Origin of the sequence: Sphingobacterium sp. BIGb0165 (assembly GCF_024810095.1) — a bacterium.
GTDB lineage: Bacteria > Bacteroidota > Bacteroidia > Sphingobacteriales > Sphingobacteriaceae > Sphingobacterium > Sphingobacterium detergens.
Map to the genome: position 1 here is coordinate 826602 of NZ_JANUEB010000001.1, position 25048 is coordinate 851649.

The following is a 25048-nucleotide window of genomic DNA, read 5'->3' on the forward strand; positions in this document are numbered from 1 at the left end:
CTATGAAGTTTAGTATAGCTATGAATAAGTTGACAGTTTTAGAATCAGAATTGCTTTCTGTTTTCGCACAGAAATATCAGGCTTTAACTAGCCATATAGAAAAATTATATGTTGTAAAAAGGGAATGTACCGGCGTAGGGCAGTATATATTTTTCAAGTATTATGACGAAGAAGATATCCTCCCAATTTCAGAGGATATTTTGTCGGTCGACAAAATCATAATAACCGAAGGAATTGATCCAGGTATTGGATTTGTTGGAAATATAGCAGATTTTAAACTGCATAGTTTAGAACTGTTCGTTTATGGGTCCGATGAATGGGACTGTACTTTTCAAAATTTTACTTTAAAGGATTTAAAACAGTTATGATGAAAAATCTAACATAGATCAGCCGAGCCAGCTTTCATACATTGAAGTGCTCCATTAGATCTGAAAGGAACTAAGCCGGTTTTAATAAGAATTGGCGGAAATGGTAAACATATCAGAATTAGAAAGATGAAAATTAACTATTCTTTTGTAGTATTTTTATATGCCTATTTGAATCAAGTTGACCTTTCATTAGATAGAAGTAGGTGGGAACATCTTGATAATCTGAGGGATTTTTATCTAAGCCAAATTTCTCCTAAAAAAGTTGCAAATTATCTCATTGATAATTTGGGATTAGATGTTAAAAAATTGAATAATTTGATTTTTATTGGTAAAGAGTCTTTGTGGGATAAAATTAAAGATTCATTATTATCTTCCTTCAAGAGAGATGTTATTTTGGAAGACGATAAAGTATACTTTTTATGTCAGAAATTATTGCTTTTGGATAATTTTTTAGAAGATGGAGAACAAATGCATAAATTAGAAATTGAGAAATTAAGGATAGAGTTTTCTAAACTAAATTATGGTACAGTCAAATTTAAACCTGCAAAAAAAGATCGTTTAAAGGCGAACAACATTGAACATTTCCTACAAAATGAAACATTGAGCACAATTAAAATTTGTGAGTTTAATAAAGGTTATTTTTAGATCAAAAGGAGATCTAGCCAAACTGCCTCCTTTAAATCGTATCGACTACGGCAGAAACTTACAATCTGTAAAGGATGTAAACGAATGTGAGCACATCGAAATGGTTATTTTTAATAATTGTAAAAAGATAGAAGATTTCGATCAGATCGAAAAGAGTTCAGGTCGGACTGTCCTGCATACTAGATTCCCAGGATAATTAAAAAAAGTAATATGTTAGATAGAGTTTGGGTTTTTCATGGAGAAGGAGGGCGGTTTTCAAGTGGAGTTTTTACTTCAATTGAAAAGGCGGAAATATGGATAAGTAGACATAAGTTATCAGGAGTTTTAACAGCGTATCCAATAGATGAAGGGGTCTATGATTGGGCCTTATTTAATGATTTTTTCAATGTGAAAAAACAAGCTCAAATGGAAGCCAATTTTATCCAACAATTTACTTTCGCAAGTCAAGAACATTATCATTATGAAAATGGAACTAGGGATGATTGATCTTCGAATACTATTTCCAGTAACCGTTAAGGTATTTGTCAATCTGATTTCTGTTGCTTAAATCGATTAATTGCAAGCTATTCCAGTCCGCTAAAACCATTTCGTATCCTTCTCCTAAGCTATATAGTGCGTCTTTAATCAATTTGAATTGTTCTCGTGAAATTTCCGTTCGAGAAGCTGTTGCGTTGATCGAAAGCCAAATATGTTTTACAAATTCTTCTTCTGTATCAAAAAATATAGTGAAGTTTGAGAAACCAAAAGCTTTAGTCGATGTTGTTTCGCAGTTGGCTATTTTATAGCCGACATAGTTAATGCTTTTTGCTTTTTCAAATTTATAATTTGTTAATAGTTGACTCAGCGGCTCTGTTAGGATTTCTTTTGAAAAAGTCGTTATAGACATCTGGCCGACTTCGAATATTTCAGTAAAACCCAGACCCTCTCTTGATTGATCCGCGAGAATTTTTACTTCTGCAATCCTCTTCTCTATAGACTCCCTATTTTCGGCGGGGACAATTTCAATTTGACAATAATCGTCGTCCCAAGACAGGGGCAAGTATGCATTTCTCTTAGTTTTTGATGCAATCTTTCGTTTAAATATTCTGAAAAAGTCTAATATCTTCATCCTTTCTTGATCGCTGTATAAAATGCCAATTAAAAAATCTATTTTATTAAATTAAACCCTGCTGTTCTGCATATTCTTTGAGGCTTGCCATTTGTTGCGGATTATATCTTTCTTTTAATATTTTCCTGTATTCAGCTCTAGCTTTATCCAGGAGCTTTAGCTCTGCGAAAAATGTCATTTTAGCGGCGGTGTTTAGTAAGGTTTGCTCGGAAGTTTCCAGTTCGTTGATAAGCTTTTGTTCAGTGTTTAATTTTTCCAAGAATGGTAAAATAAAGCCTGAAATATTATATTTCATTTCAGCAACTAGTTCTTCAACATCTGTTGTCGTTGTTACAGTATACCAAGTATCGGATAGCCCTCTCATAAAGCCAATTCTTTTTCTTATTAAACATTCAGGTTCGGTGGGGAATGCCGGTATATCATTGTTATTATAGTTAAAGTGAGCTAACCAATACTCGGGTGAAAATATTCCGACATTTATGGTGAAACGGATATCGTCTTTGGTGCTATAACTACTTTTTTGAATATTTATGATGTGACCGATTTTCTCAAGCGGCAGATAAAAGTTGTTGGCCTTCTTTTTAAATCCAAGAGGTTTTAAAATTTCAATAAAGCTTTCTTTTATGATTCTGTCAAATTTTTCTTGGTTTTCTGTTTTCATATATGACTGTTGGACTATATTGTACTGAATTTGTTTCAGGCTATAACTTTATTTTATACCTAAGTGCTGTATTCCCAATAATGTTCGGTCTTGTCATTACACAGAAAACCCTCAAACAAATTGCTAGCGATAAGCTTATCCATTTTTTTATGATCTGTTGCGATGAGAAAGAAGAAGCTATCCCACTCAATGGTAAACAGAGCTTCTTTATCAGCTGGGTATAGGTAATAATCTTTACCGCCGATCTCATCACAGAATTCATATTCGGTCAATTGATCAAGATCCACAGTTGTGGTATTTTCATAAAACTCGTCCGTTATCAGGATCTGGTTCTTTCCCAAGAGTTTGAAAGCTTTATAGATAGCGATCTTTGAAAGCATACTATACTCACCTTCAGTCGGATGATAGATACTTTCGCTGTCTGTAAAGTTGTTAAGCTTTTCCATGAGGTCCGGTCTCGTAAAATTTCGGTTTAGCCCGCCTATAGATGTCCTTAAGGCTGTATTGAGTTCCGGATAACCTGCAAGACCAGAACCGTTCACGATATTTTTCCAAGGTGTTACTTTACCCTTCCTAAAAATTTCTTCATCGGCAGGGTATCGGTCATTGTCGTAACTATAGATTTCCCTATTCGCTTCGGGAAGTTTTTTTATTAAATCAATTTCCTTCAGCGCTTCTTCGTGCGATAGTAACTTTGCTTTTTTTAGATTAGCTTTATCAGTTTCCTTTCTGTCAAGTTGAAAGAAGGGGAGGAGTGCGATGAAAACGCTGTCATAATGATCCTCGAAATGCTTTTTTATTGCTCCTTCATAAGGATATAACTTTTCCTCGTCAAATATGTTACCCATAAAATATTGGTCAAATATGTATAGCCTTTATTTCAAATCCAATATATGTAATTTTGTAAAAACTTGAAAATGATAGATCCCGAATTCTAGCTGATTATGAGCTGGGGTATAAAGTAAAAAATGTCAACAAACACCTTAAATTATGAAAAAGAATATTTTCGCAGCTATATTGCTATTTCTAACTACACTACAAGCTTTTGGACAGAAGAATGCCGATTTTCCCTCGTTTGAAAAGTTTTATGCAAGTGTAATGAGTACTCTGAGTTATCCTCAGATCCTTCAAGATAATTGTGCCTCAACTTTAACACTTATTAAAGTTATTTTTGATAGCTCTGGAGAGATCCAATCTTTAAGCTTCTCGGATAGTGCTCATCCTAAATTTGTAGAACATATGCAAACAATAAAAAATGAACTTGATTTCAAGAGCATTTATATTGATCTTAAAAAAATAGGGCATTCCACTAAACCTGTATTAATCCCCTTCTGTATTGATTTTGAGAAAATCGGTGAATGCAGATCGAGGATTTCATCATACGATCTTCTGAATTTATTCCTTTTTTCTGGGAAGCAGTTTTCGGGCGAATATTTTCTATATCCAAATATTTATTTCAGGTACGTAGTAGGAAGAACACATGAAGAACATTTTTAAGCCAACAAACTTCCCATTTCGTCAGCCTGAATAAAGCCAAATATTACAAATGAAAAAACGTTATATAGTTAGCCCAAAAGATAAAGAAGCGGCAGAATTATTAGATTATGATAAGGCTACAGCTATTGACTTAATTGAGTTGGCCTTGACAGAGGAGCAATTTAATGCATTAAATTGCGACGGTGTTTTTTCTAATTTGAATGAAATTCTAGGAAGTAACATTGATGATTTTGAAGATGAGTTGATCACCGGTGACAAACAGCTTGAGATGGGTTTAAGCTATTTAAGGGCTATCAGTGCAAAGGACGAAATTGCCAGAAAAGTAATAGAAAAAATAATTTATTTATTCGAAGAAGCTTTATCAAGAAAAACAGGTGTGTACTTCTACTTTTGAGACTATAAAAACGATCAAGAAACGTTATTCTCTTTTGTTTTGATAATGGTTGTTAATGAAGCGATGTCTGTAAATCCTATAGCTTAGACTTGCTAAAATTGATCCAATTTATATATAATCTGAAGTCGTTCTTTCAAAAGCTCAGCTTTAGAGTTGTATTGATCAAAATAAATTAGGTGCTTCCCCGATTTCAAATAGTCCAGAATAAATACATATGAGAATATTGCTCGTGTATATACTGTCGAATTAATTCGTTTTGATTCCTTTTTATTGATCTTCTCATACTTTTTTACATCCTCCGCTTTTAGAGTTTTTGGCGCAAATTTGACATAAATTACTAGTTTTTCAATTAAATCAGTATGAGATAAGTAAGCTGTGGCTAAATGAGCTTCTATAATATTATACAAAAATTTATCATCTGAATTCACCGTCTTTATTCGGTCAATAGCTTCAGTCACAAGTAAACCTCCTTGTTGCTGGCTCAATAATTTTGGTATTTCAATATTTACTAAATAATTACCTTTTATCGAATTGATCCATAATCCTGAATTCCCAACCTCAATAATATATTTATCCTTTTTTAGAAAGGATATTAACTTCAAAGCCTCTTTGCTGTTGATTGAAAGTTTGTTGGCAATAGTTATAGGGTCAATTTTTTTATTGTCTTTAAGATTGAGTATCTTTCTAATATCATTGATACTATAATCCCCAATTTTTGAAAGATAGTTAAACATATAATTATTCCGTATAATACTAAAGTAGTGAAATTAATTTAGATCAACTTATGATAGATAAAGATGGTTTGACCCTCATCCAATACTTTAATAGAAGAATAGCTGATGCAGTTTTTTTGAAAGACTATATCGGTTCCATAACGATCAAAGCGTGGGAAGATACGAGTTATGGTAGAACCTACTATTATGTAGAGATTGACACCATGCTCCTTAACGGTGAGGATGATCTAAAGTTTCCTGAAGTAAAGCAAAAGGTCACAGCAGATCTACTTCAATTCATTGGCAAAGAAAGTTCGTCATTTGGTAGTTATCTTTTAGAAGGAAATGAATATTCTCCGTCCGAAAAGGGGTATTGGGATAGATTATATAACTTTTATCAAATTTATAATGTTATGTGTACTGTTGCGCTAGATACTTTATCGAGAAATTTCCCCATTTCGATGATCAAAATTGATAGTTTGGAAGAAGAATCGAAATTCTGGTTTGTTAAGCGATATTTTGATAGGATACGTTATAGCCGAAATACTTATGAAGATTATTTCGATACGGAGATTGAAGCAGACATAAATCAGTTTGAGAACCTGTCATCAATAATAAAGATTTCACAAAAACTTAGAAAAAGCAACTTTATTGTCTCGGATACAGAACTAATGGAACAACTATATAGTGGGAGTCTATTTGATTTGAGGAAGAAATTGATTGATTACGAGATCCCGATGAACTTTGCTGACTTTGGTATAGAGTCGGCGATACATTTTGATATCAGAATGTTGAAATCCAAAATTGAGAATGAAGGCCCATCTAATCCAGATAGTTTTTATAATTTTAATGAAGGTGTGAATAAACTTTATACGCTTTGCTACCAAAAATCTCAAGGTAATCCAAATGCGGGTCTAAAATATCGTTTAGAAGTTGGAGACGTGGTTCTACTTGCGAATGATGAAGTTTATCGTATTACTGATATAAATAAATATCGGAGATTTAGCTCATTATTGGGAAGCAAAATGGGTCCCAAATTTATTGTCGGTAAACGCACTGAATATATCTATATAGAGGAGATCGAGAAAGTAATAAAATCGGAAGACTTTGAACAAGGAATTCGTGAAAAAACCTGGTTTAGTATCAAGAGTTTTATTCGATTTATGAGGAAGAAAAAAGATGTAAATTTGATCAAATAGAAAATATGGAAATTCTTATTACCATTACATTAAGCATAATATGTTCATTGTTGTATGATGTGTTTAGGATGCTTTTCTTCCAGATTGAAAAAAGTATTTTAAAAAAATATAGGGTATCATATTTATACAGATTTAATGTAACTACTAGTTTGCCAGTCTTTTAATCTTTTTACCTGTCAATTTTTGTAAAACAAGCCATATTTCTATTACACACATTACCAGCTGTTTAAATATTGTTAGGTTGATCACTATTTTGATTTCACAAAATAGTGATTGTAGAAAATCATTTTTATTTGGAATATCAGGAAACAAACTGAAATAGTGTATATTTGATATGTTAAGGAAATAAAATATGGAATCATTTATTGCGATTGCACTTAGTCTATTTTGCTCCTTGTTATACGACTTCGTCAAGGGGCTTTTTTTTAAACTAGATGAATATCTAAGATCAAAAAAAACATCTCAGGTTATAATCCTTTAAAATTGCTTTAAATCAATCTAACAGCTTCTTACATAGCTTTTTATATTTATCACGTTAACAAACTAGGGTACAAATTATATTTTTCAACTTTTTGATATTAAGTGTTTTATATTTTGTTTGAAATATAATTGAAATTAATCCATTTCTAATTCATTATCTCCTCCAACTTCTGGACCAACCTTTCCCGTTCACTGCTTCCAGTAGTCGAAAAGCGGAGTAGGGGAAGACTATACTTTTCCAGAATAGTATTTTTCATTAAATCACGTTCGGTTTGACGGCCTGCGCTTGTATGGTAAGCATAACCATCCACTTCGATTGCCAGGACCGGATTCTTTCCAAGTTTGTTGTAGATCAGAAAATCCAGGTGCGTCATGTGATGGCTTGCATATTTCATTTCATCTGGTGTCAATAAGGCATAGTCGTCGATCAGGCTCCGCAATGGAAAATGGAGGAGCACATCATATTTTGAAAACCTGTCATCAGATAATACAGAACCCACCAACGTATACATCAGGTTTTCACTGTCAAATACCGATTTGATACGCTTCTGGGACAAGATCCTACGCCGCTTTTCCTCATAGCCTTTATACAAATAATCAAATATAGAGTGCAGCTTACTCTGTATGATCGTGAAGTTATTGTATTCGATATAGCGGATCAGGTCGGTGATATTACTTTCGTTTTCGGAGTCATTGCCATGCACCAATAAGATCAACTGGTCTTTAGCCCGTGAGATTGCCACATTTAGTCGGTTAGGGTTATCTGTAAATTCGGAAATTTCATTGTCGACCGTCGAAAGAATAATCACATCATTTTCTCTACCCTGAAATTTATCAACCGTGTCAGCTATAATCTCCGTACCCGCAAATGTACCCTGCAAGGCATTTGTCTGATTACGATAAGGCGTCACAATACCCAGGTCAACCGAAGCAAGCTGCTGCTGCGGAATGATCTCCTGTAGGATAACATCAATCTGCCGCTGATTCATCCGTCCGCGGGCATGATTACCGGCTACAGTCCTGTACACTAGAAGAGGTTCACGCTCCGTTGTAGGCTCCGAGAGTATAATGAGCTGATTGTTGTAGAATTTTCGGTTACAGAATTCAATAATCTTTGGATGGCAACGGTAATGTTCTTTCAGTAGTGTTTTATGGACATCCGGGAATAATTGTGTGATGGATGCAAGCAAACTATTTTTCGCATAATGATAAGGTTCAGACAGCTTGAATGCATGAAAGATCGCATCCGTCTTTTGGGCCATTGTCGCATCCACTACATTCGGCAGCTGTTTGAGATCACCGACAATAACGGCACGTTTGGCGCATGATAGGGCCAATGCACCCGTTGCCAGATCCACCTGTGAAGATTCATCAATGATCACATAGTCATAGACCGTATGCTCAGCCAGGCACCTGCGCAGGGAATAGGTGGTACTCATGATGACAGGATAGTCTTCGATGAAACTGGTGGACTTACCACGCAGATCAGCCTCCTGATATATTGGACGATCCTTATGCTGATACCTGTTGTAAAGTACATTTTTAAAAAGCCGCATCGCGATTTCCGTATACTCGCGCATCTTTGCATCAAAAGAGAAATTGTGTAAAGCCTTTTCCAACGATCCGATACGAGATGCCAGTTCCGCAATTTTGGTTCGGTAATAAGCTGATTGAGCGATCCTGATCATGTCCCAATGTGATAAGGTATAAAAGCCCTTATCTTTGACACGGTACCTGAAACGATAGATTAGTTTCTTCCACCAGTTAAACTGTTTGCCAGTATGTTCCTGTTCGGTGACGGAATTCCAGAGTGCCAGTAGCCGATCTGATGAGAGGTTACTGTTCAGTTTAAATTCTGCCATTGATTTCACAGTATTCAGAAAATGCTGCTGTTCTGTTTTTATGTTTTCAATAAGGAGTTTCAGCGTCGCCAGCTCGTTCTTCTGTGCTAGTTTTTCGGTGAGTTGTAGCAGGAGCTCACTATTCTGTTGTTTTAACCGAGTCAGCTGCTTCTCCGTTAACTGAAACTTGGATAGATCAGGGATTTCAGATTGCGATTCTATAAATTCCCTTTTATTCTGGTTGCTTCCCAGCAAAGCAGCGATAAAGGAGAGACCATTCTTATGAAATTTTTCATACACATTTTTCGTTGCCGAGTTATTGCTTGACACCACAGCTACACTTTGACCATGCATGACAGCATTGGCGATTATATTGAGGATCGTCTGTGTTTTACCTGTACCCGGAGGGCCCTCGATAATACTCAGTGGGTTGGCAAAGGCATTATTTACAGCCTCTTTTTGACTGAGGTTGAATCCAAAAGGAAAGATTTCAACAGGAGCGAGGAGATCACAATTTTTGGGCTGCGTTTCATTCAGATAATTGGATAGGATGGCATATTCAGGGATGAATGATATTCTGTCGTAGCTATCCGATAGAATGTTTTTTCCTTCATCGGATTTAAGTCCAACGGCATCTGCAATCGCTTTTAGATAGTTGAAAGTTGTCTGGGCTTTTTTGCTCTGCAAAGCAGATTTGATGACCTGAACTTTATCCTTGTTGTACGTATATTTTTTATTACTGCTTTTGAATGATACAATACATTTCTCGCCTACGAAAGAATAGGACTGGATATCGGTAGTCTTGTCCTTTCCATCAATGTAGATGGCTTCTTTCTGTGAGAATTTATTTGTGTTGTGCATCTGAAGGTTAATTAATACTACACTCTCTTTTATAAAATTATAAAAACTTCCATATTGCTTTCCATATAAAACGCTACAACAAGTGAGGTGTAAATTTACTAATTTCTTGCCGTACCTATTATATTCAGTGGATTGTCATCTCATTATGAATGTATTATTTATTTTAACTATGTGTATGAATAAAAAAATAATTAAATTTGTGTGAGGGGAAACCCAACCATTTATATAATCTTAAATATCATTTGTTTTGTCGATTAAATCCAAACAATTTATGCTTGCTCAAGTTTATGCTGTAGAGGTAATACACGAACTTACTGACAGTGCCAATTTACCGTTTGTGGTAGGAGCGATAGATAAGACTACACATGAGCGAGCCGAATATGTAGTCAAATTAAATGCATCCGAACGCATGGTACCGTATGGTAGGATGTTTGAGCTCATTGGTTCATTTATGGCAATTGAGTTAGACCTGTCAGTTGTAGTACCTGTAATAGTTGACGTGAGTGAAGATTTTATCGAGCTTCAGAAAGGAAAAGATCACTTTTTGCGTTGTAGTAAAAGCCTGGGATATAATTATGGATCCGAATTTGTTAAAGGTTTATCGATCTTAGACAACCATATTGCTTTGACAGGCAAACAAAAAGATGTTGCTCAGGAAATTCTGGCATTCGATATGCTTATAGGTAATGTAGATAGAAATGCAGAGAAGCCAAATATGATTACTGATGGCAATAAATTATTGCTATTAGATCACGAAGCTGCTTTTGCATTTGTTAGGGCATTGCCATGGGACAAAAATATTGAACCGTGGAATTTTAATGAGTTAGATAAAGGCGTACTGTTTAAACATTGTTTATTCAGTAGAGTCAAAGGGAATATAGGGCAGCTTGATGGATTCTCTGAAAAAATGACTAGATTTGATGACGATTTTTGGGACCGGGCTAAATCTATTATACCAAACGAATGGTTCTCTGAAGACAGCTTTAATATTATCAAAACCCATGTTGACTTGATGGTAAAAAATAGAGCTGTATTTATCCAAAATATCAAATTATTATTATCATGAAAAAGTTCCAATATCAAGTATTACAATTTTGCCCTGACAAGGTCACGGGGGAATTTCTGAATGTTGGTATTGTTGTTTTTGACCCAACTAATCAGAATCTAGCCTATCGGATTTTGCATAAAGTAGGGTCTATTGGGCAATTGTTTGAGCAGGCCAACACGCGTTATCTAATCAAACAACTAAATACCATTCATACCACTTTGAATAAAATAAAAAATGCTATTGAGCGCGATAGACTTGGCATGAATGTTTTTAAATCAGTTGATGAACTAACAAGAAAGGCATTTGTCAGAGATGACAGTGCATTGTTATTCTCCGATATTCGACATTCACTAGACATATCGATTGATCATTTGGTTGATTATTTGGGTGAGCGAATGTTAACGGTAGGTAAGATTGAAATTGATCAGGACATCAAATCTGATAAAGAGGTATGGACCAAAATGTTTAAACGTTATTTTGATGACCGGGGTATTTCTCCATTATTAAGTCCTCGCACTGTTAAGACTAAGTATGATGAGATATCATTTGAACATACCTGGAAAAATGGTCATATTAACTTCTTCGAATCCGTAAATTTTGATCTTCAAAAAGAAGATACAATTAAGAATAAAGTACGTCGTTGGGCTGGCCAGATTGAGGAACTTAAGACCGTAGGCGAGGAACTACACCTTTATATTCTTGCCAATATGCCAGATGCTAACGATCAGATGAGTGAATATATTTCTTCTTTTCTTTCAGACAAGTCTTCAAAAGATGTTCGTGTCGATATAGTCAAGTTAAATGAGGCTGATAACTTTGTAAATGATCTTAAAGAAGAGATAGTCAATCACCCATCTTGATATCATAAATATGAAAAGCGTAAAAGAATTACGCTTTTCATATACCTTGCTTAGTATCTATTACCATCCCGATAATATACAATTTATCTATTATTTCAGTCTTTCAAATATTTTGGCATCGGCCAATTATATTCCAATCCTTCCAATGATATCGCTTTAAGTGTTTTCTGGTCTACGCTATATTTTCTTTGAATCTCAGCTTTGAACTTCTTTGCCAGTTGATGCTGATAAGTATCATTCTTCTCTGCGTTACTAAAGCTCGTCAATGGATACTTTCTTTCGGCCTCTTGCATAGATTTGTCTTCTGCCTGGATAATCAGCTTAAATATCTCTTTTCGAATTTCAAGTGTAAGTGACTTGCGATAAGATAGTGCATTTTCCGGAGATGGAATTTTAAAATGCTGTGCAGTTACGGTAGGTTCATCATCGTTTTTAGCCTTTGAAAGCCTTGCCAACCATTGTCCCATACCGCTTTTACTGTGTTCTTCCGTTTGGAATAGAAATAGACTGACTGCATTCGGACTTGCATCACTCTTATTTATGGAATCATAAAGATGGAGTAGGAGCTGTTTATTGTTTTCATCATTTAATCCATCGTCACCCTTTAATATGATGTCGGCTCTATATAAGGTTTTTGTCGGTGTTGTAGAAATGATTGGCGGTGATACCGTGTATCCGCTTAGTTTAATTGGTGTCGCTATACTAGTTTCTTGATTAGTTGCGTCTGTCAACTCAGTAAACTTAGTTCTTTCAGAATTTAGACAGCTAGCCAACAGTATTGTTGCACTCATGGATATGAATAAAAATCTTTTCATCGTAGTATTTTTAATATGTATCTTGGTTATATTTCATGTTTTCGATTTTAAACAAGCTAAGGTTTCTCGTACTCTAAGCTATTTAAAGTTTAAATGCACTGTTTTAATAGGGGTGTTTTCCACCAAGCCATCTCATAAGTCCGTCTCCGCCAAAAAAAAATACAATTAAACCACCTATGATGATAAACAATAATATACATCCAAAAGTATTGGCTTCCAGTTTGCTTCTTTCGTCGTCTGTCATATTTGCTACCCGACGGTAATGATCTTCCCTTAATTTGCGACGACCGTATTTCGTATTTGGATTGTAATATTTCCTTTGCGCCATGTTGTTGCAGATGGTTCTAAGATTAAATCGAATCTAACAGCAAATCTCTACCTTTCTTGTACTTTCTCCTTACGGTTTCCCGTATAATTTCATTCTAAACCAGCTTTATTTTTGTTCAAGGTTATTGTAAACACATAGACAATGGATATATTTTTAGGATGGATTATCTTTTCACTAGCGGTAGGTGCAATTGGAGCCAATAGGAATATAGGTTTTGCAGGAGCATTCTTCCTGTCATTATTTCTATCTCCTGTTATCGGACTCATCTTCACACTTGTTTCAAAGTCAGACGATCAGATCAAGTTTGAAACAGAACTACTATCCAATACAAAGAAACAGACTGAAGGTATTTTAAATGCAGGAGGGAAGTCTTTCACCGATGAACTATTTAAACTTAAGAGTTTGCTTGACTCCGGCCTAATTACTAGGGAAGAATTTGAAATCGAGAAGGAAAACTTAAGAAGTAGCTTACCACAAAAGAAAACCATGTTATCACTTTATTGTTCGTCCATGTCGGGTATTTCAGGAAGATTGATGGTTAGGGTAGGAGACAACGGAAACTTTATTGATCTGCCACAGAGACAGGATAACGCTTTGGATTTCGATGTACATGCAGGCGAAGTTAAAGTGGTGATCAGTCCCACTGGATTTTTTGCGAGCGAAAAGAAAGTCTATCTAAAAACAGTGATGGATGAAACCACTCGGTATGATATTTTTGATATATATATGCGATCATGAAACTGCTTTCCAACTTATGATTTTCGTAGATTAGATTTGTTGTTTGCACGATAGAGGAACTTAAAATGTAAAATATTATATATACATTTTCCTGCTCAAAAGAAGGGTATGGATAGCATTATGTATTTCGTGGGGTATAAAAAGCTTAAACTGACTTGAGAGTTTAAGCTTTTATCAATCGGAATACACTACCTATTATTTAGGTAAATGTGCTATTAATTCAATTTCCAATTTTGCTTCAACCATGTACAATCTTTGTATCTGCACCCAAGTAGCGGCAGGAAAGTCCTTATTATAAAATTTTTTTCTGATATAATTGAACTTTTTCATTTCTTCGATATCAGTTGTATATAGATTTTCTTTTACAACATTTTGAAACGTAGCTCCAAAACTTGCTAAAGAAGCTTGCAAATCTTTATAAACTGATGTAATACCTTCAGGAGTAATATCGGTTGTTACAGCTCCAGAAATATAGAGAACATTATCTACTTTTAAAACTTGACAATAACCAGCAATTGTATCTTGTTTTAGTTTGTTGTCATTCCAATGCCACTTTTCTTTTTTAATATGTTTCGCTTGTGAAAAAGCATGACTAAAAAATAGTAAAAGTGGGAGTATAATAATGTATTTCATGATTTTTGTTAAAAGTAGTAATTGCCAAAGATTTTTATACAAAAGAACGAAATATTTTAATTCCTTTTCTTTCGAATAACATGCTTTGATAATCCTTTATTACTAAACTAAACCCTTCTTTTCTGGGTATTCTTTGAGATTTGCTATTTGTTGCGGATTATAGAAAGCTTTCTTTTATGATTCTGTCAATTTTTTATCTCTATCCAGTAAGTTTGACAACAATTTTCTTGAGCCTGTCCAAGGTGTAATCGATGTCAATTGCAGTTGTAAACCAGCCTAAACTAAACCCAAACCCTATCGGCAGCCAAGGTTACATTTACGGACACGCTCATCCGACGTGGAATTTACGCATCTGTAAGAAAAGGAGAATCACCGTTAACGCCGGGCTATGACTTGGTAGGAGTTGATATGGCCTTAAGACCCAATTTTAGTAAACAGATTCTTTTTTACAAAGCTTGCTTTGCATTAGACAGCGCATTGATTTAGCTATACCGTTTAGCCAAAAGATATCTCATTTATTACCACCATTAAAATGTAAATAAATTGCAGTAGGGAGGGGAAGAGAGCACTAATGATATACCAAATTAATACCATAATTTTAACTATATTTAGTACTGATTTATAATTTTTTACAAGCGCCTAGATAATTTAAAACCATTAGAACTACTTTATAATGGATTTTTTTAACCATATCAAAACCGTCATCAGTATCATCCTAGGGTTGGGAATTGGGAGCTTACTTAACGGTACCGTCAAATTTGTTCAACATCCGGGAAGAACAAAACCCTATTGGATTCACTTATTGTGGGTATTGTATTTATTTGTTCAGATGATCCATTTTTGGTGGTGGGAATACAATCTGAGAGAGATGAGGGTTTGGACCTTTACCGAATATATTTTAATAATAACCTATATACTGCTCTACTTTACGCTTTGCCAGCTGCTGTATCCTTCGGATGTCAAAGATTATTCCGACAGCTATAGAAATTATTTTTTTTCAAGAAAAAAGTGGATTTTTCTATTACTAATTATGATTTATGGCGTAGATATATTGGATACACTGCTAAAGGGACAAACTTATCTGGAAAAATTGATGCCTCTTTACGGTGTGAAAATGGTTAGCCATATTTCACTATGCGTCCTGCTTGCTTTTTCAAAAAGTAAAAAATCATTTTGGTATGCGGTCATGGTTATCTTTTTCATTATTTTCGAACTATACTTTATTTCCAGCAAATATTATATTGACTAAAAAAAGTTAATATGCTTTTTTTCATCTGATTCATTCACTAAATAGTGATCTGAAAAATCCCATGATCTAGAACTGGTTATACTTAAGAAAAAGCTTTATTAAGCTATGTCACATCAAAAAAAACAGATAACATAAATGCTATCTGTTGAACTTAACTTAAAGAAAGTTTTGAGGCTTCCTACTTAATTATGCTACGCGCACATTAACAGCGTTAATGCCCTTTTTACCGTTCTCTAAATCGAATGTTACAGTGTCGTTTTCGCGTATATCATTGATTAAACCTGATGAATGTACGAAAACATCTTGACCTCCATTTGATGGTGTAATAAAACCAAAACCTTTGGTGTCATTAAAGAATTTTACTGTTCCTTGTTGCATTGTATATATTATAAAATTATGTATTTATTAAAACTTCTTTGGCATGTGCCATTGCTATAGTGATACCTATATCATTAAAGCAATTAAATCGATCTGTAAACAAAAAATGAAGTTGGTATTTTTATCGTATTGAAAATATCAATTTGAAAAAAGGAACTTTACCTTATATATTGATGACAAAAATAGCGGCTGAAAAGGCGAAGACTGAGAAGAAAGAGTAAACTCAAAAGTTTCAGAAGAAGCAATGGCAGAAGCCTGATTATTGCACGAATGTAAGTATAAATTATTGAAAAACAAAATGTTTAATATTTATAACATAGTTCTTCATTACAAAAGGGCTTGGTTGGAGTAAGGTAATCTGCCAATCACTACCTTGAATGTGTTGGATATATCACTTTAACACATTTCAAGATAGCGGCGGGATAAAACGAAAGGTCTAGCCTCTTTTATTAAAGAATTTAGATCAAAGGCTAAGAAATATTATTAGCCTCTTTTTTTGATTTGAGGTACGGATTATGATATTGTTCATAAAAACGCTTCTTGTCGTCTCTATAGGCCGTCACTGCACCCACTTTATGCATCAGTTTGATATAGTACCATGCAAGGTCAACCTGATGAGGCCGGAAACCGCTACGCGCGCTTTTGGGAAAAAGGTGGTGATTGTTGTGCCATTCTCCAGCTACGATTCCGGGCCAGAGCTGATTGATAGATTTATCATTTATACTGAAATCTATTCCTTCACGTTGTTTGTCTTTCCCCTTAGCGTGCCCTTCATAGTTAAAGGTCCGCACACCTATCGCCCAAAACCCTGCGGCACCAAAGAGGCTGCAGGCCAACGCATTTCCTCCGATAAGGTAAAATACAAGATACCAGAATGACCAGTTCAGCAACCATGACAATACTGCGTACAGAGGCGTTACATATGATCCCCATATTCTGTATTGCTCGTAGGAATTACCAGGTACCCCAGTATGTTGCATGAGTAATCTGACCCGATTATAGTCGCTTTCGGTCAGGTTTTTTGATATCGGTTGATGATTGACATCGGCTAGAAAACAATATAGAAATCCAGCCTCTGCATTATAAGGGTCACCAGGCTGATCGGATTTGGCATGATGCACATGGTGCGATATTACATATATTTCCTCAGGAATAACATTGATGGTAAGATTCTGGGTTAAGAAACGCCAAAAAGGATTTCTGAATTTGTATGCACGGTGTGTACAGTAACGATGATGCCATATGGTGCCATGAGTACCCATAATAATCATACTGTACACAAAAGTCGCCAGTAGCGTCCACCAGCTAAAGTAGTGTGTAAGAAAAATAATAAAAAAAGGAATAAGGCACAGTACCTTTAACCAGCTGAAAAAGGGAAGCCAATTTTTGCGGTCCTTAAAGACGTTTAATCGTTTAAAAAATTCACGCAGTATTTCTCCACGTGTTGGTTTCACCAGTTCTCCATTTGTATTTTTCCACCCATAAGATGGTGGCTGGAGTACATGATCCAAGAATGACATAATTATAATCGTTAAAATTTAGAATTGCATCTTTTTCGATGCATTTGAATACGAAGTACAATTATAATAAATCCATAAAAGATTAAAAATAATTTTTTAATACCTAATCCTCTAGACTTCCATCGAGAAATTCCCCGTCATACCCTCCAATACAGGATTCTGACTAGTCAAAATCAAATTTGATGCTCATGCCCAATAAACTATTTAGTTCATCAGCAAGTTGGATTTGTACTAGTTTCCTTAATTTTGATCCATAGCACTTGAAAGAACATATTTATCCCAATTATCTTCCATAAATACTATTTACGCGTAGAAAGCAATCTTTTCAATTTTTGCTTCTATTTTGAGTAGTATTTTAGTTGAAATATTGTGATATGTTTATTTTAGCAGGTGTCTCAGATCCCATTCCTTTTTGTTGTGCCCAGCATCGATTCCGCCACCGATAGTATTTATAATATCCTTAACAGAACGGTCATGATAATTGATTAAATCCAGCGAAGCTCCTTTTGACACAAGAAGATTTATTATTTGGATCATATTCTCCTGACCGCGGTAATTCATAACAGCTATCCATAAAGGTGTATTCCCATTTATTTCACGGATATCAATTTCTGCACCGTTTTCAATTAAGTGGCTTACAATTCGATAGTTCATTTTAGAAACGGCTACGTGCAGAGCTGCAAGTTCACCACCACGTTTATTCCGTTTATGATTAATGTCAATGCCACAGTGTAAAAGAAAATCTATCAGATCTTCCGGTTGATACCTTTTGTCATATCCGGAACCCGCATATGCTATTAGTAGATTGTTCTGATCATAAACATCGGTTTTGCAGAAATCAACACCTTCAGACCTTGCTTTTTCTAATGTATCAATGTCATTTTCGTAGATCAGTTTAAATAATTCTGTAAATTCCATCTTTAAGTCTTTTAATGGTTTGCCTCCCTTTTAAAATTAGTAATTCATAACTGAATTTTCTACTTTTAAATGCTCCAGTTTTTTGGGAAGAGGTCAGTCTACCAAAGGAAAAAACTGCGGACCTGAACTGACCGATAACAAATTCAAAACATTAGTTGATATTGTAAAGGTTTTTAGCGCGTGAGTTCCAAAATCACTATTTACCAGTTTCATCCTTTTCTATCGCAAATGTCTTGGTTTAAGATTCAATGCGGCACTTTCTACAACCTCCACTATGCGCTTTTGTCTGGTTTCCGGTTTTTTGACGAGGATAATCCAGCCTAATATTATTTTTCTTGTTGATTTGCTCAGGCTTAGAAAATAATCTTTCGAGCCATTATGTTTTTCGAAAGCAATTTCTAAGTCATTCGGAATGATCAGTTCTTCAATTTCATCCAAGAGTATCCATGATGCATTTTGTTTTGCAACTTCCACGCATTCTAAACCCACCTTTGTCATTCGCCCACTTTCACTGAGCTGCTGAACTTTTTCTTTGTTGATTTTTGACCAGTTGCTTTTCGGTTTACGTTTGGTAAAAAACTGGATAAATGAGATGTCGTCAATCGTCTTTCTTGTGCTGTCAATCCAACCGAAGCAAAGCGCTTCGTCAACGGCCTCACTCCAACTTAATGAAGGGACATTCGACTTTTTTGTATAAAAGACAAGCCAAACAGATTGTCTGGACAGATGGTTTTCATCCAACCATTGTCTCCAATCTGTTTGACTTTGCGGATAATATGTATCTATATCCTTATTATGCATTTTGTTGGGCTAACCATTTTAAAATTGAACGGTTTGTTTCCTCCGGTTTTTCCTGTTGAATCCAGTGACCACAATCCAGACTGACAATATCCAGATTGGGAACGATATTTTTAAGATTTTCAGACTTTGGAATCGTATCCTGTTCTCCATAAATCATCAGTGTCGGCTGATGAATGATCGGCTTTATGTTTGCCATAAGGTGCCAGTTTCGATCAAGGTTTCTGTACCAATTTATGGCTCCCGTAAACCCAGATAATTCAAAGGCCGAAACAAATACAGACAGTTCGCTGTCTTCCATGAGAGGCTTCCCAATTGGTTCTACTGCTCTTGCGAGATTAATCATTAGCATGCCGGGAGCAGGTGGGGCGGGAGGGATATCTTTGCGGAATATGTTGCGTAAGAACCGGTGTATGTTTTCATTCATGATAGCATCTGCAATTCCGATGTGCTTATTGAAATGAACAAAATAGAAGTCTTCTCCAAATAAGGTTTCCATCAATTCAATCCATGGTTGTTCTCCGCGATCCTGATAAGGCAACGCTAAGTTTATTATTTTATTTACCCGTTCAGGATACAGTAGTGCCAGATTCCACACCACATTAGCACCCCAGTCATGCCCCACAAAGGTGGCATCCTTGTATCCGTAATGATCAAGTAGCGCGACAAGGTCAGCCGTCAAATGCTTTATATCATACTCCGTTATGTCGGTGGGGCAAGATGAGTTACCATAGCCACGTTGATTCGGGACAATGACGTGATAACCTGCAGCGACCAGAACCGGAATCTGATAACGCCAGGAAAATGCGTGTTCCGGAAAACCGTGACAGAGAATAATCGGTTTCCCCGAATTTTGCCTTCCTGTTTCAAATACCTCTAATACTACATTATTAACTGAAATCAGCGTAGGCTCTGGAAATTCGATCTGACCGGATGTTGCACCGGATGATATGTCGCTCATGTTTTTATTGTTTAATAAAATTGTCATGAAGCAAATTTAAATCTGGTCTGTGACAAGAGGATGTCAGTAGTCAAAAGTGCAATCCCCAACAAACTGGAGTATTTAAAAGCAGCGCATCCGGTGGATACTCCTGGGTGTATAGGTTATTCTCATTCAACAGATTTCCAGCTAATCTTAGCTTATAATACGGTTTCCAGTGACAACCCTCCAATAAAACAAGGAAATGTATAATCTAGCCACCGAAACACCTGAGCAACCTGCACAATTACTTCGCACAAATGCTATTGTAGATCTTAGCATAAAATATTGATCAATTCGTGATGTAACTGCCTACCGACTGTAAAAACGACATGTATCCAGGAAGACCTTTGTATTGTCCTTGTATGCGATTCTAAATCGACCTGTGCTATTTTTGCTGTACAGTTTATGATATTTTAGAAACTTATTGTTTACATTAGATATATCTATTATTTTTCACTTAAATAAACTTAAATTATTTCGACACTATGAATACGGCTTCCTGTACACGAAAGGTATATATTATTTTTTTTCTTGTATTGTGCTGTACAGGTGTAGCCAAAAACAGCTTTTCCCAGACATTTAATTCATCGATAAATTTAGATTTGGGATTTGAAAATGTATTTCATGGTGTGCCCAAAAACTGGATCGTCTTAGGAAATAGTGATTATATAAATTATATAGACTCAAGTATTGTACATTCAGGTAAATATTCGGCCGTATTAGAATCTAAAGAGAGTACTAAATCGGGACTTAAAGCATGGACTTTCTTTCTTCCTCGAATTGCTAAAGGAAAAACATTGACTCTTTCAGGCTATTTACGTACTGAAAACGTTAGCGATGGTTATGCTGGTTTAATGATTCGAATGGATCCTAAAGTTGCAATAGAAATAATGAAGGATAGTGGTGCGGTTGGAACAAATGATTGGAAAAGATATGAGATTTCTCTTCCGTTACAGCCTTCAATTACTAAAAATATCGCAGTAGGAGGGCTATTGCTGGGAAAAGGTAAAGTTTGGATTGATGACCTGAGAGTCTCTATCGATGGAAAGGATTTAAGTACATTTAATGATAGCATTTATCCTGCAATTCAAGACACACAGTTTTCAGGAGGATCAAATATTGTTGTTGAAAAACTTGATAAGGATAAAATTGAAAACATTTTACTTTTGGCCCGTATATGGGGCTTTTTGAAGTACCATCACCCAGATGTAGCAGAAGGCAGATATAACTGGGATTTTGAATTATTTAGAATACTACCAAAATTTTTAGCTATAAAAAATAACGATGACAGAGACCTGGTTATATTAAATTGGTTAAAAACAATAGGAGGGGATAGTGTAAGTGTAAGACCGGTTAAACACATTGAAAGTGGCGAATTAAAACGAATAGGGCTCGACTGGCTTGATAGATATTCCCTTTCTAAGGAGTTGATAAATCAATTCCTGATGATTTATGAAAATAGATACCAGGGAAAAGATCATTTTTATATTTCGTTAAGTCCGGGAGTTAATAATCCAGTTTTCAAAAATGAAAATCCATACTCCAATTTTCCTTTTCCTGATTGTGGCTATCGCTTACTATCTTTAATAAGATACTGGAATATAGTGAATTATTTCTACCCATATAAAGATTTAACAGACAAAAAATGGGATGATGTACTGACTGAATATATTCCTTATTTTGTAAACGCTTCTAGCGAATGGGATTATGAATCTTCCGTATTGTTGCTCATAGGTGAAGTTTGTGATTCACATGCAAATTTATGGGGCGGAGGGGATCAGATTGATTTTTTTAAAGGAGATAATTATGCTCCGATTGGTTTGGAATTTATAGAGAATAAGCTGGTAGCCACCACTAATTTATATGAAAATTTGAAACTTTATTCTGACCTAAAATTAGGGGATGAGATTACCCATATTTCTGGAAAGCCGATTGATACACTAATTAGTCGACTAAAAATGTATTACCCTGCGTCCAATGATTTCGTTCGCAAGCAGAATATGGCAGCAGATTTATTGAGATCCAGAGATACAACTCTTAAAATTACCTATATTTCAGACGGCATTATCAGAGAAAAGGAAATTAAACTTTATCCTCAAACAATGTTGAATAGAGATGCCGTATATCGAAAGAAGTTAAGGGAGCCTTCTTATAAATTTATAGCGCCTAATATTGGATATATAAATTGTTCTTCATTGAAGAACGAAGAAATCTCCAAAATAAAAGCTGCATTCTATAATGCAGACGGCGTAATTATAGATCTGAGATTTCCCCCTTATGTTAACATCTTTAATTCTTTAGGCTCATATTTTGTTGAGGGATCGAAACCATTTGTAAAATGTAGAATCCCTAATCTTTCTAATCCGGGAACATTTAATTTTCAAGGACCTATATATTTAAAAAATGATGGTAAACATTATAAAGGTAAAGTAATAGTCATTGTAAACTATAATACACAAAGTTCATCCGAGTTTACCACAATGGCTATCCAGGCTGGTAACAATACAACAGTTTTGGGGGGTATTACTGCGGGGGCGGATGGTAATATTTCAACTATACTATTACCTGGTAATATTTCAACGGCAATTAGCGGCATAGGAGTTTACTATCCTAATGGAAAGGAAACCCAAAGGGTGGGAATTCATCCTGATGTTGAGATTTATCCTACGATAAAAGGGATTATGAGCGGGCGCGATGAGTTATTGGAAGAATCAATTCAAATAATTAAGAATTACCGTAAACATGAAAATTAAAGCATCATAAAACTACTTGCTAATAGTGATCTGTGCGATAATGGCTAAATGAATTTCCATAACATATTCACCTAATAGCTGCACTAGATATGGAATGCTTTCCGAGGGAAATAGCTTCATTAATTTCACTATAGCTACCTCACGAATGTACCCGTCGTGGTGGCGGGTCATCAGACTAAGGTCCTCAAAACTAACCAGTGTTTCGATCTTGGTTTTCGTGATAGCGGTATATACCCTATGCGGAAATTTATACGTTTTTCCTAACCATAATAATTTGTTTTTTTCCACACGCTAATTATTTAGTTTTTCTGATTTTAGCTTCCCAGCGTTAAATAACAGCGGGAAGGTGTATCCGCACTTTACAGCAAGTCCATCTGATTTTGAATTTTTTAGTCCTTTTTATGAAATTCCATCACATTTATCCTTCTGTGCATGTATACCCAATGCAACTCCAAACCCAACAAGTGCGGACCATATGATGACAATATTTTCACGGCCGTTTAGGAATGTGAATTTGGATAGGGGATGCGCGTGCATATAATCTGCTATTGGCCATACCAATAAAGATAACCCAATTATTATCGCTATTGAAAACCAGAACTTCGGAAAAGTCAGGATGATATTTGTACTTAGTGTAAATAGTATTGCAGCTAGCGCCGAACCAATATACATTGCATACAATCCCATTGGGGAAAGAATAGATACAGTGGTGCCAATTGTGATGATAAAGATGACAATACTCAAAAAACAATGTAGCAATATACCGGTCAGTTTTTTTGGAAAACTGATCATGTCAAAATTGCTTAATGACACGGCCAATGAGATTAATATGGGGATAAGGAAAAATGACCAGTCCCATTTAATGCAAACAAAAAAAATGATGCTAGCCAAAATGCAGCAAAGCGATGTCATAGCTATTCTGATAATTTGCATACTTCTACTTTTAGATTTAAGTTCCTGAATACCGATCCATTTTTCTTTCGCACCAATTTACACGAACAAAACTGTGATCTGATTTTATGTGAAGAGCTTTTCTATTTGCGCCCTGTCATGGTCAAGAATCCAGTCTTTGTGGTTTTCGTAAATTGGTCTTAGTGTTTCAATATCACTAGCGACAAGATCAAGACCTCTGTCATCGTACATATTAAAAATAAGTTTTTTATTGATGTTTATAAAGTAAATCTCTTTGTTCGAAATTATATGATTATACGTTAACCTCGGGAATCTTGAAGGAAAGTCTTGATTTGCGATTGCCATTAATAAGGTTTTATGATTTACTCTGCCTGACTTCAGTTTAATAATGGCGAGATTTCGAATATCAAATTTATCGCGGGGATCGTAAAGCCTTATTTCTTTCGAAAAACTTATTTCAGCTGCATGGAGATCCTGAATTTGTTTAAAGATAAAGTTCCAGCATCGAATTTTTCTGCGTTTGTATTTATAGTCCATTAAAATTAGAAACACATTGTCTGAACTGTCAAAGGCACTTTGAAAAATTGTCGTTGCACGTCTGTTAACGTTGTGAAAGTATTTTTCTGTATTGGTTTCACCAATTTGTAAGTCAAATCGAAGCCCAAAATCACAGCTGTAAAATAAAGGAGCTCTAAGCTTTAGCCTCTTGAAGTGATCTTTTAAAAACTGTCTATATTCCTGTTTGGTTGTTTGCACAGTAAAGATTTAATTAGTTTTTTGGATTGGAGGATAAATTTATCTCGAACCACCTAAGAGCTCACAAGTAATCTCTCCAGTATGATGCTTTCTGAATTGGTCGATTAATGGGATACAAGATTCATCATAAGCGATATGTGTTAGGTTTTTGAAAGTTAATATTTCAATTAAAAGATTGGGAATATCAATAACATGAGCATTTTTAAGAACCAGTGTTTTTAGGTTTTGTATTCTTAGGTTGGTCAAACCAATTAAATCAAAATGATTCAAATACAACAAACTTAAATTTTCAAGGTCATTTATCCATAACGGGATCTCATAGGGCCTATTTTCTTTTACCCTTATACTACTGTAATCACCTGTTAAAAATAGTTTTTCAAGTTGGTAAAGGTTCTTTACATGTTCATTTGGCAGGGTATTTATGTCAAACCTAGTTGTTGTATATAAGGCAAAGGGAACATTACTAATTCCTAATAAAACCGTATCCCCTTGAAAAAATAGCACTGATCCATTTTTTTCATCACCCCAGTCTACCCGAAGAAAACCACTTCCTTTGATGATACTCCTTCCTTCATTGTTATCTTTTTTCATGA

At 35.2% G+C, this 25048-nt stretch carries 27 protein-coding genes; 11 read left to right on the forward strand and 16 right to left on the reverse strand.

Features of this window, described 5'->3' with window-relative positions:
- Positions 1-20: 20 nt before the first annotated feature.
- From M2408_RS03600 to M2408_RS03610, 3 genes are all read left to right on the forward strand, one after another.
- Positions 21-368, forward strand: coding sequence for a hypothetical protein (locus tag M2408_RS03600; protein WP_259179333.1), 348 nt, complete (start codon positions 21-23; stop codon positions 366-368).
- Positions 369-494: 126 nt separating this feature from the next.
- Entirely contained in the window at positions 495-1013 is a 519-nt protein-coding gene (locus M2408_RS03605) for a hypothetical protein (RefSeq protein WP_259179335.1), read from the forward strand.
- Positions 1014-1223: 210 nt separating this feature from the next.
- Entirely contained in the window at positions 1224-1499 is a 276-nt protein-coding gene (locus M2408_RS03610) for a hypothetical protein (protein ID WP_259179337.1), read from the forward strand.
- A 10-nt stretch (positions 1500-1509) separates the two neighbouring features.
- Here M2408_RS03610 and M2408_RS03615 read toward each other — a convergent pair whose 3' ends face one another.
- The 3 genes from M2408_RS03615 to M2408_RS03625 are packed head-to-tail and all read right to left on the reverse strand — an operon-like array spanning position 1510 to position 3630.
- Positions 1510-2121: a hypothetical protein gene (locus tag M2408_RS03615; RefSeq protein WP_259179339.1), complete on the reverse strand. Its 612-nt coding sequence runs from the start codon at positions 2119-2121 to the stop codon at positions 1510-1512.
- A gap of 46 nt (positions 2122-2167) precedes the next feature.
- Positions 2168-2782, reverse strand: coding sequence for a DUF4304 domain-containing protein (locus M2408_RS03620; protein WP_259179340.1), 615 nt, complete (start codon positions 2780-2782; stop codon positions 2168-2170).
- A gap of 59 nt (positions 2783-2841) precedes the next feature.
- The gene (locus M2408_RS03625; RefSeq protein ID WP_259179341.1) at positions 2842-3630 is read right to left on the reverse strand and encodes a DUF2711 domain-containing protein; all 789 of its coding nucleotides are present in this window, start codon (positions 3628-3630) and stop codon (positions 2842-2844) included.
- A 142-nt stretch (positions 3631-3772) separates the two neighbouring features.
- On the opposite strand from M2408_RS03625, the gene M2408_RS03630 reads away from it, so the two are divergent.
- Both M2408_RS03630 and M2408_RS03635 read left to right on the forward strand, forming a co-directional pair.
- Entirely contained in the window at positions 3773-4279 is a 507-nt protein-coding gene (locus M2408_RS03630) for a hypothetical protein (protein WP_259179342.1), read from the forward strand.
- 49 nt (positions 4280-4328) lie between these two features.
- Complete coding sequence (locus tag M2408_RS03635) at positions 4329-4673, forward strand: hypothetical protein (protein WP_259179343.1); 345 nt, start codon at positions 4329-4331, stop codon at positions 4671-4673.
- Between the two features lie 92 nt (positions 4674-4765).
- Here the strand turns inward: M2408_RS03635 and M2408_RS03640 are convergent, their stop codons facing one another.
- Positions 4766-5407 carry a hypothetical protein gene (locus M2408_RS03640; protein ID WP_259179344.1) on the reverse strand — a complete coding sequence of 214 codons (642 nt, stop codon included), beginning with the start codon at positions 5405-5407 and terminating at the stop codon, positions 4766-4768.
- Between the two features lie 50 nt (positions 5408-5457).
- Here M2408_RS03640 and M2408_RS03645 point away from each other — a divergent pair, with 50 nt between their 5' ends.
- Positions 5458-6585: a hypothetical protein gene (locus M2408_RS03645; protein ID WP_259179346.1), complete on the forward strand. Its 1128-nt coding sequence runs from the start codon at positions 5458-5460 to the stop codon at positions 6583-6585.
- 626 nt (positions 6586-7211) lie between these two features.
- On the opposite strand, the gene M2408_RS03650 is transcribed toward M2408_RS03645, so the two are convergent.
- On the reverse strand, positions 7212-9767 hold the full coding sequence (locus M2408_RS03650; RefSeq protein ID WP_259179348.1) for an AAA domain-containing protein: 2556 nt from the start codon (positions 9765-9767) through the stop codon (positions 7212-7214).
- A 271-nt stretch (positions 9768-10038) separates the two neighbouring features.
- Between M2408_RS03650 and M2408_RS03655 the strand changes: the two genes are divergently transcribed.
- Together M2408_RS03655 and M2408_RS03660 are read left to right on the forward strand one after the other, a co-directional pair.
- Complete coding sequence (locus M2408_RS03655; RefSeq protein ID WP_259179349.1) at positions 10039-10833, forward strand: HipA family kinase; 795 nt, start codon at positions 10039-10041, stop codon at positions 10831-10833.
- Positions 10830-11675, forward strand: coding sequence for a DUF3037 domain-containing protein (locus M2408_RS03660; protein ID WP_259179353.1), 846 nt, complete (start codon positions 10830-10832; stop codon positions 11673-11675). Before M2408_RS03655 ends, M2408_RS03660 begins: the two co-directional genes overlap by 4 nt.
- Before the next feature lie 95 nt (positions 11676-11770).
- Here M2408_RS03660 and M2408_RS03665 read toward each other — a convergent pair whose 3' ends face one another.
- Positions 11771-12490 carry a hypothetical protein gene (locus M2408_RS03665; RefSeq protein ID WP_259179354.1) on the reverse strand — a complete coding sequence of 240 codons (720 nt, stop codon included), beginning with the start codon at positions 12488-12490 and terminating at the stop codon, positions 11771-11773.
- Between the two features lie 103 nt (positions 12491-12593).
- Complete coding sequence (locus M2408_RS03670; protein WP_259179356.1) at positions 12594-12818, reverse strand: hypothetical protein; 225 nt, start codon at positions 12816-12818, stop codon at positions 12594-12596.
- 141 nt (positions 12819-12959) lie between these two features.
- Between M2408_RS03670 and M2408_RS03675 the strand changes: the two genes are divergently transcribed.
- On the forward strand, positions 12960-13556 hold the full coding sequence (locus M2408_RS03675) for an SHOCT domain-containing protein (protein WP_259179357.1): 597 nt from the start codon (positions 12960-12962) through the stop codon (positions 13554-13556).
- A gap of 195 nt (positions 13557-13751) precedes the next feature.
- Here M2408_RS03675 and M2408_RS03680 read toward each other — a convergent pair whose 3' ends face one another.
- On the reverse strand, positions 13752-14189 hold the full coding sequence (locus tag M2408_RS03680; RefSeq protein WP_259179360.1) for a RidA family protein: 438 nt from the start codon (positions 14187-14189) through the stop codon (positions 13752-13754).
- Positions 14190-14862: 673 nt separating this feature from the next.
- Between M2408_RS03680 and M2408_RS03685 the strand changes: the two genes are divergently transcribed.
- Positions 14863-15438 carry a hypothetical protein gene (locus tag M2408_RS03685; protein WP_259179362.1) on the forward strand — a complete coding sequence of 192 codons (576 nt, stop codon included), beginning with the start codon at positions 14863-14865 and terminating at the stop codon, positions 15436-15438.
- 186 nt (positions 15439-15624) lie between these two features.
- Here the strand turns inward: M2408_RS03685 and M2408_RS03690 are convergent, their stop codons facing one another.
- The 5 genes from M2408_RS03690 to M2408_RS03710 form a co-directional block, all read right to left on the reverse strand.
- Positions 15625-15816 carry a cold-shock protein gene (locus tag M2408_RS03690; RefSeq protein WP_121123165.1) on the reverse strand — a complete coding sequence of 64 codons (192 nt, stop codon included), beginning with the start codon at positions 15814-15816 and terminating at the stop codon, positions 15625-15627.
- Positions 15817-16286: 470 nt separating this feature from the next.
- Positions 16287-17336: a fatty acid desaturase gene (locus M2408_RS03695; protein WP_259179369.1), complete on the reverse strand. Its 1050-nt coding sequence runs from the start codon at positions 17334-17336 to the stop codon at positions 16287-16289.
- A 378-nt stretch (positions 17337-17714) separates the two neighbouring features.
- Positions 17715-18254 carry an ankyrin repeat domain-containing protein gene (locus tag M2408_RS03700; protein WP_259179371.1) on the reverse strand — a complete coding sequence of 180 codons (540 nt, stop codon included), beginning with the start codon at positions 18252-18254 and terminating at the stop codon, positions 17715-17717.
- Positions 18255-18473: 219 nt separating this feature from the next.
- A complete protein-coding gene (locus M2408_RS03705; protein ID WP_259179373.1) occupies positions 18474-19055 on the reverse strand; it encodes a YdeI family protein in 582 nt (193 codons plus the stop codon).
- Entirely contained in the window at positions 19048-20013 is a 966-nt protein-coding gene (locus M2408_RS03710; protein WP_259179375.1) for an alpha/beta fold hydrolase, read from the reverse strand. The genes M2408_RS03705 and M2408_RS03710 overlap by 8 nt, the downstream gene beginning before the upstream one ends.
- Positions 20014-20519: 506 nt before the next feature.
- On the opposite strand from M2408_RS03710, the gene M2408_RS03715 reads away from it, so the two are divergent.
- Positions 20520-22787 carry a S41 family peptidase gene (locus M2408_RS03715; RefSeq protein ID WP_259179377.1) on the forward strand — a complete coding sequence of 756 codons (2268 nt, stop codon included), beginning with the start codon at positions 20520-20522 and terminating at the stop codon, positions 22785-22787.
- A 399-nt stretch (positions 22788-23186) separates the two neighbouring features.
- Here the strand turns inward: M2408_RS03715 and M2408_RS03720 are convergent, their stop codons facing one another.
- From M2408_RS03720 to M2408_RS03730, 3 genes are all read right to left on the reverse strand, one after another.
- Positions 23187-23579 carry a hypothetical protein gene (locus tag M2408_RS03720; RefSeq protein WP_259179379.1) on the reverse strand — a complete coding sequence of 131 codons (393 nt, stop codon included), beginning with the start codon at positions 23577-23579 and terminating at the stop codon, positions 23187-23189.
- Between the two features lie 225 nt (positions 23580-23804).
- Positions 23805-24455: a DUF3885 domain-containing protein gene (locus M2408_RS03725; RefSeq protein WP_259179380.1), complete on the reverse strand. Its 651-nt coding sequence runs from the start codon at positions 24453-24455 to the stop codon at positions 23805-23807.
- A gap of 39 nt (positions 24456-24494) precedes the next feature.
- A complete protein-coding gene (locus tag M2408_RS03730; protein ID WP_259179381.1) occupies positions 24495-25046 on the reverse strand; it encodes a hypothetical protein in 552 nt (183 codons plus the stop codon).
- Positions 25047-25048: the final 2 nt, after the last annotated feature.

Excerpts from the sequence above, each read along its gene's own strand:
- M2408_RS03600 (WP_259179333.1), top strand. The coding sequence starts at position 21 with ATGAATAAGTTGACAGTTTTAGAATCAGAATTGCTTTCTGTTTTCGCA.
- M2408_RS03605 (WP_259179335.1), top strand. The coding sequence starts at position 495 with ATGAAAATTAACTATTCTTTTGTAGTATTTTTATATGCCTATTTGAAT.
- M2408_RS03610 (WP_259179337.1), top strand. The coding sequence starts at position 1,224 with ATGTTAGATAGAGTTTGGGTTTTTCATGGAGAAGGAGGGCGGTTTTCA.
- M2408_RS03615 (WP_259179339.1), bottom strand. The coding sequence starts at position 2,121 with ATGAAGATATTAGACTTTTTCAGAATATTTAAACGAAAGATTGCATCA.
- M2408_RS03620 (WP_259179340.1), bottom strand. The coding sequence starts at position 2,782 with ATGAAAACAGAAAACCAAGAAAAATTTGACAGAATCATAAAAGAAAGC.
- M2408_RS03625 (WP_259179341.1), bottom strand. The coding sequence starts at position 3,630 with ATGGGTAACATATTTGACGAGGAAAAGTTATATCCTTATGAAGGAGCA.
- M2408_RS03630 (WP_259179342.1), top strand. The coding sequence starts at position 3,773 with ATGAAAAAGAATATTTTCGCAGCTATATTGCTATTTCTAACTACACTA.
- M2408_RS03635 (WP_259179343.1), top strand. The coding sequence starts at position 4,329 with ATGAAAAAACGTTATATAGTTAGCCCAAAAGATAAAGAAGCGGCAGAA.
- M2408_RS03640 (WP_259179344.1), bottom strand. The coding sequence starts at position 5,407 with ATGTTTAACTATCTTTCAAAAATTGGGGATTATAGTATCAATGATATT.
- M2408_RS03645 (WP_259179346.1), top strand. The coding sequence starts at position 5,458 with ATGATAGATAAAGATGGTTTGACCCTCATCCAATACTTTAATAGAAGA.
- M2408_RS03650 (WP_259179348.1), bottom strand. The coding sequence starts at position 9,767 with ATGCACAACACAAATAAATTCTCACAGAAAGAAGCCATCTACATTGAT.
- M2408_RS03655 (WP_259179349.1), top strand. The coding sequence starts at position 10,039 with ATGCTTGCTCAAGTTTATGCTGTAGAGGTAATACACGAACTTACTGAC.
- M2408_RS03660 (WP_259179353.1), top strand. The coding sequence starts at position 10,830 with ATGAAAAAGTTCCAATATCAAGTATTACAATTTTGCCCTGACAAGGTC.
- M2408_RS03665 (WP_259179354.1), bottom strand. The coding sequence starts at position 12,490 with ATGAAAAGATTTTTATTCATATCCATGAGTGCAACAATACTGTTGGCT.
- M2408_RS03670 (WP_259179356.1), bottom strand. The coding sequence starts at position 12,818 with ATGGCGCAAAGGAAATATTACAATCCAAATACGAAATACGGTCGTCGC.
- M2408_RS03675 (WP_259179357.1), top strand. The coding sequence starts at position 12,960 with ATGGATATATTTTTAGGATGGATTATCTTTTCACTAGCGGTAGGTGCA.
- M2408_RS03680 (WP_259179360.1), bottom strand. The coding sequence starts at position 14,189 with ATGAAATACATTATTATACTCCCACTTTTACTATTTTTTAGTCATGCT.
- M2408_RS03685 (WP_259179362.1), top strand. The coding sequence starts at position 14,863 with ATGGATTTTTTTAACCATATCAAAACCGTCATCAGTATCATCCTAGGG.
- M2408_RS03690 (WP_121123165.1), bottom strand. The coding sequence starts at position 15,816 with ATGCAACAAGGAACAGTAAAATTCTTTAATGACACCAAAGGTTTTGGT.
- M2408_RS03695 (WP_259179369.1), bottom strand. The coding sequence starts at position 17,336 with ATGTCATTCTTGGATCATGTACTCCAGCCACCATCTTATGGGTGGAAA.
- M2408_RS03700 (WP_259179371.1), bottom strand. The coding sequence starts at position 18,254 with ATGGAATTTACAGAATTATTTAAACTGATCTACGAAAATGACATTGAT.
- M2408_RS03705 (WP_259179373.1), bottom strand. The coding sequence starts at position 19,055 with ATGCATAATAAGGATATAGATACATATTATCCGCAAAGTCAAACAGAT.
- M2408_RS03710 (WP_259179375.1), bottom strand. The coding sequence starts at position 20,013 with ATGAGCGACATATCATCCGGTGCAACATCCGGTCAGATCGAATTTCCA.
- M2408_RS03715 (WP_259179377.1), top strand. The coding sequence starts at position 20,520 with ATGAATACGGCTTCCTGTACACGAAAGGTATATATTATTTTTTTTCTT.
- M2408_RS03720 (WP_259179379.1), bottom strand. The coding sequence starts at position 23,579 with ATGATCAGTTTTCCAAAAAAACTGACCGGTATATTGCTACATTGTTTT.
- M2408_RS03730 (WP_259179381.1), bottom strand. The coding sequence starts at position 25,046 with ATGAAAAAAGATAACAATGAAGGAAGGAGTATCATCAAAGGAAGTGGT.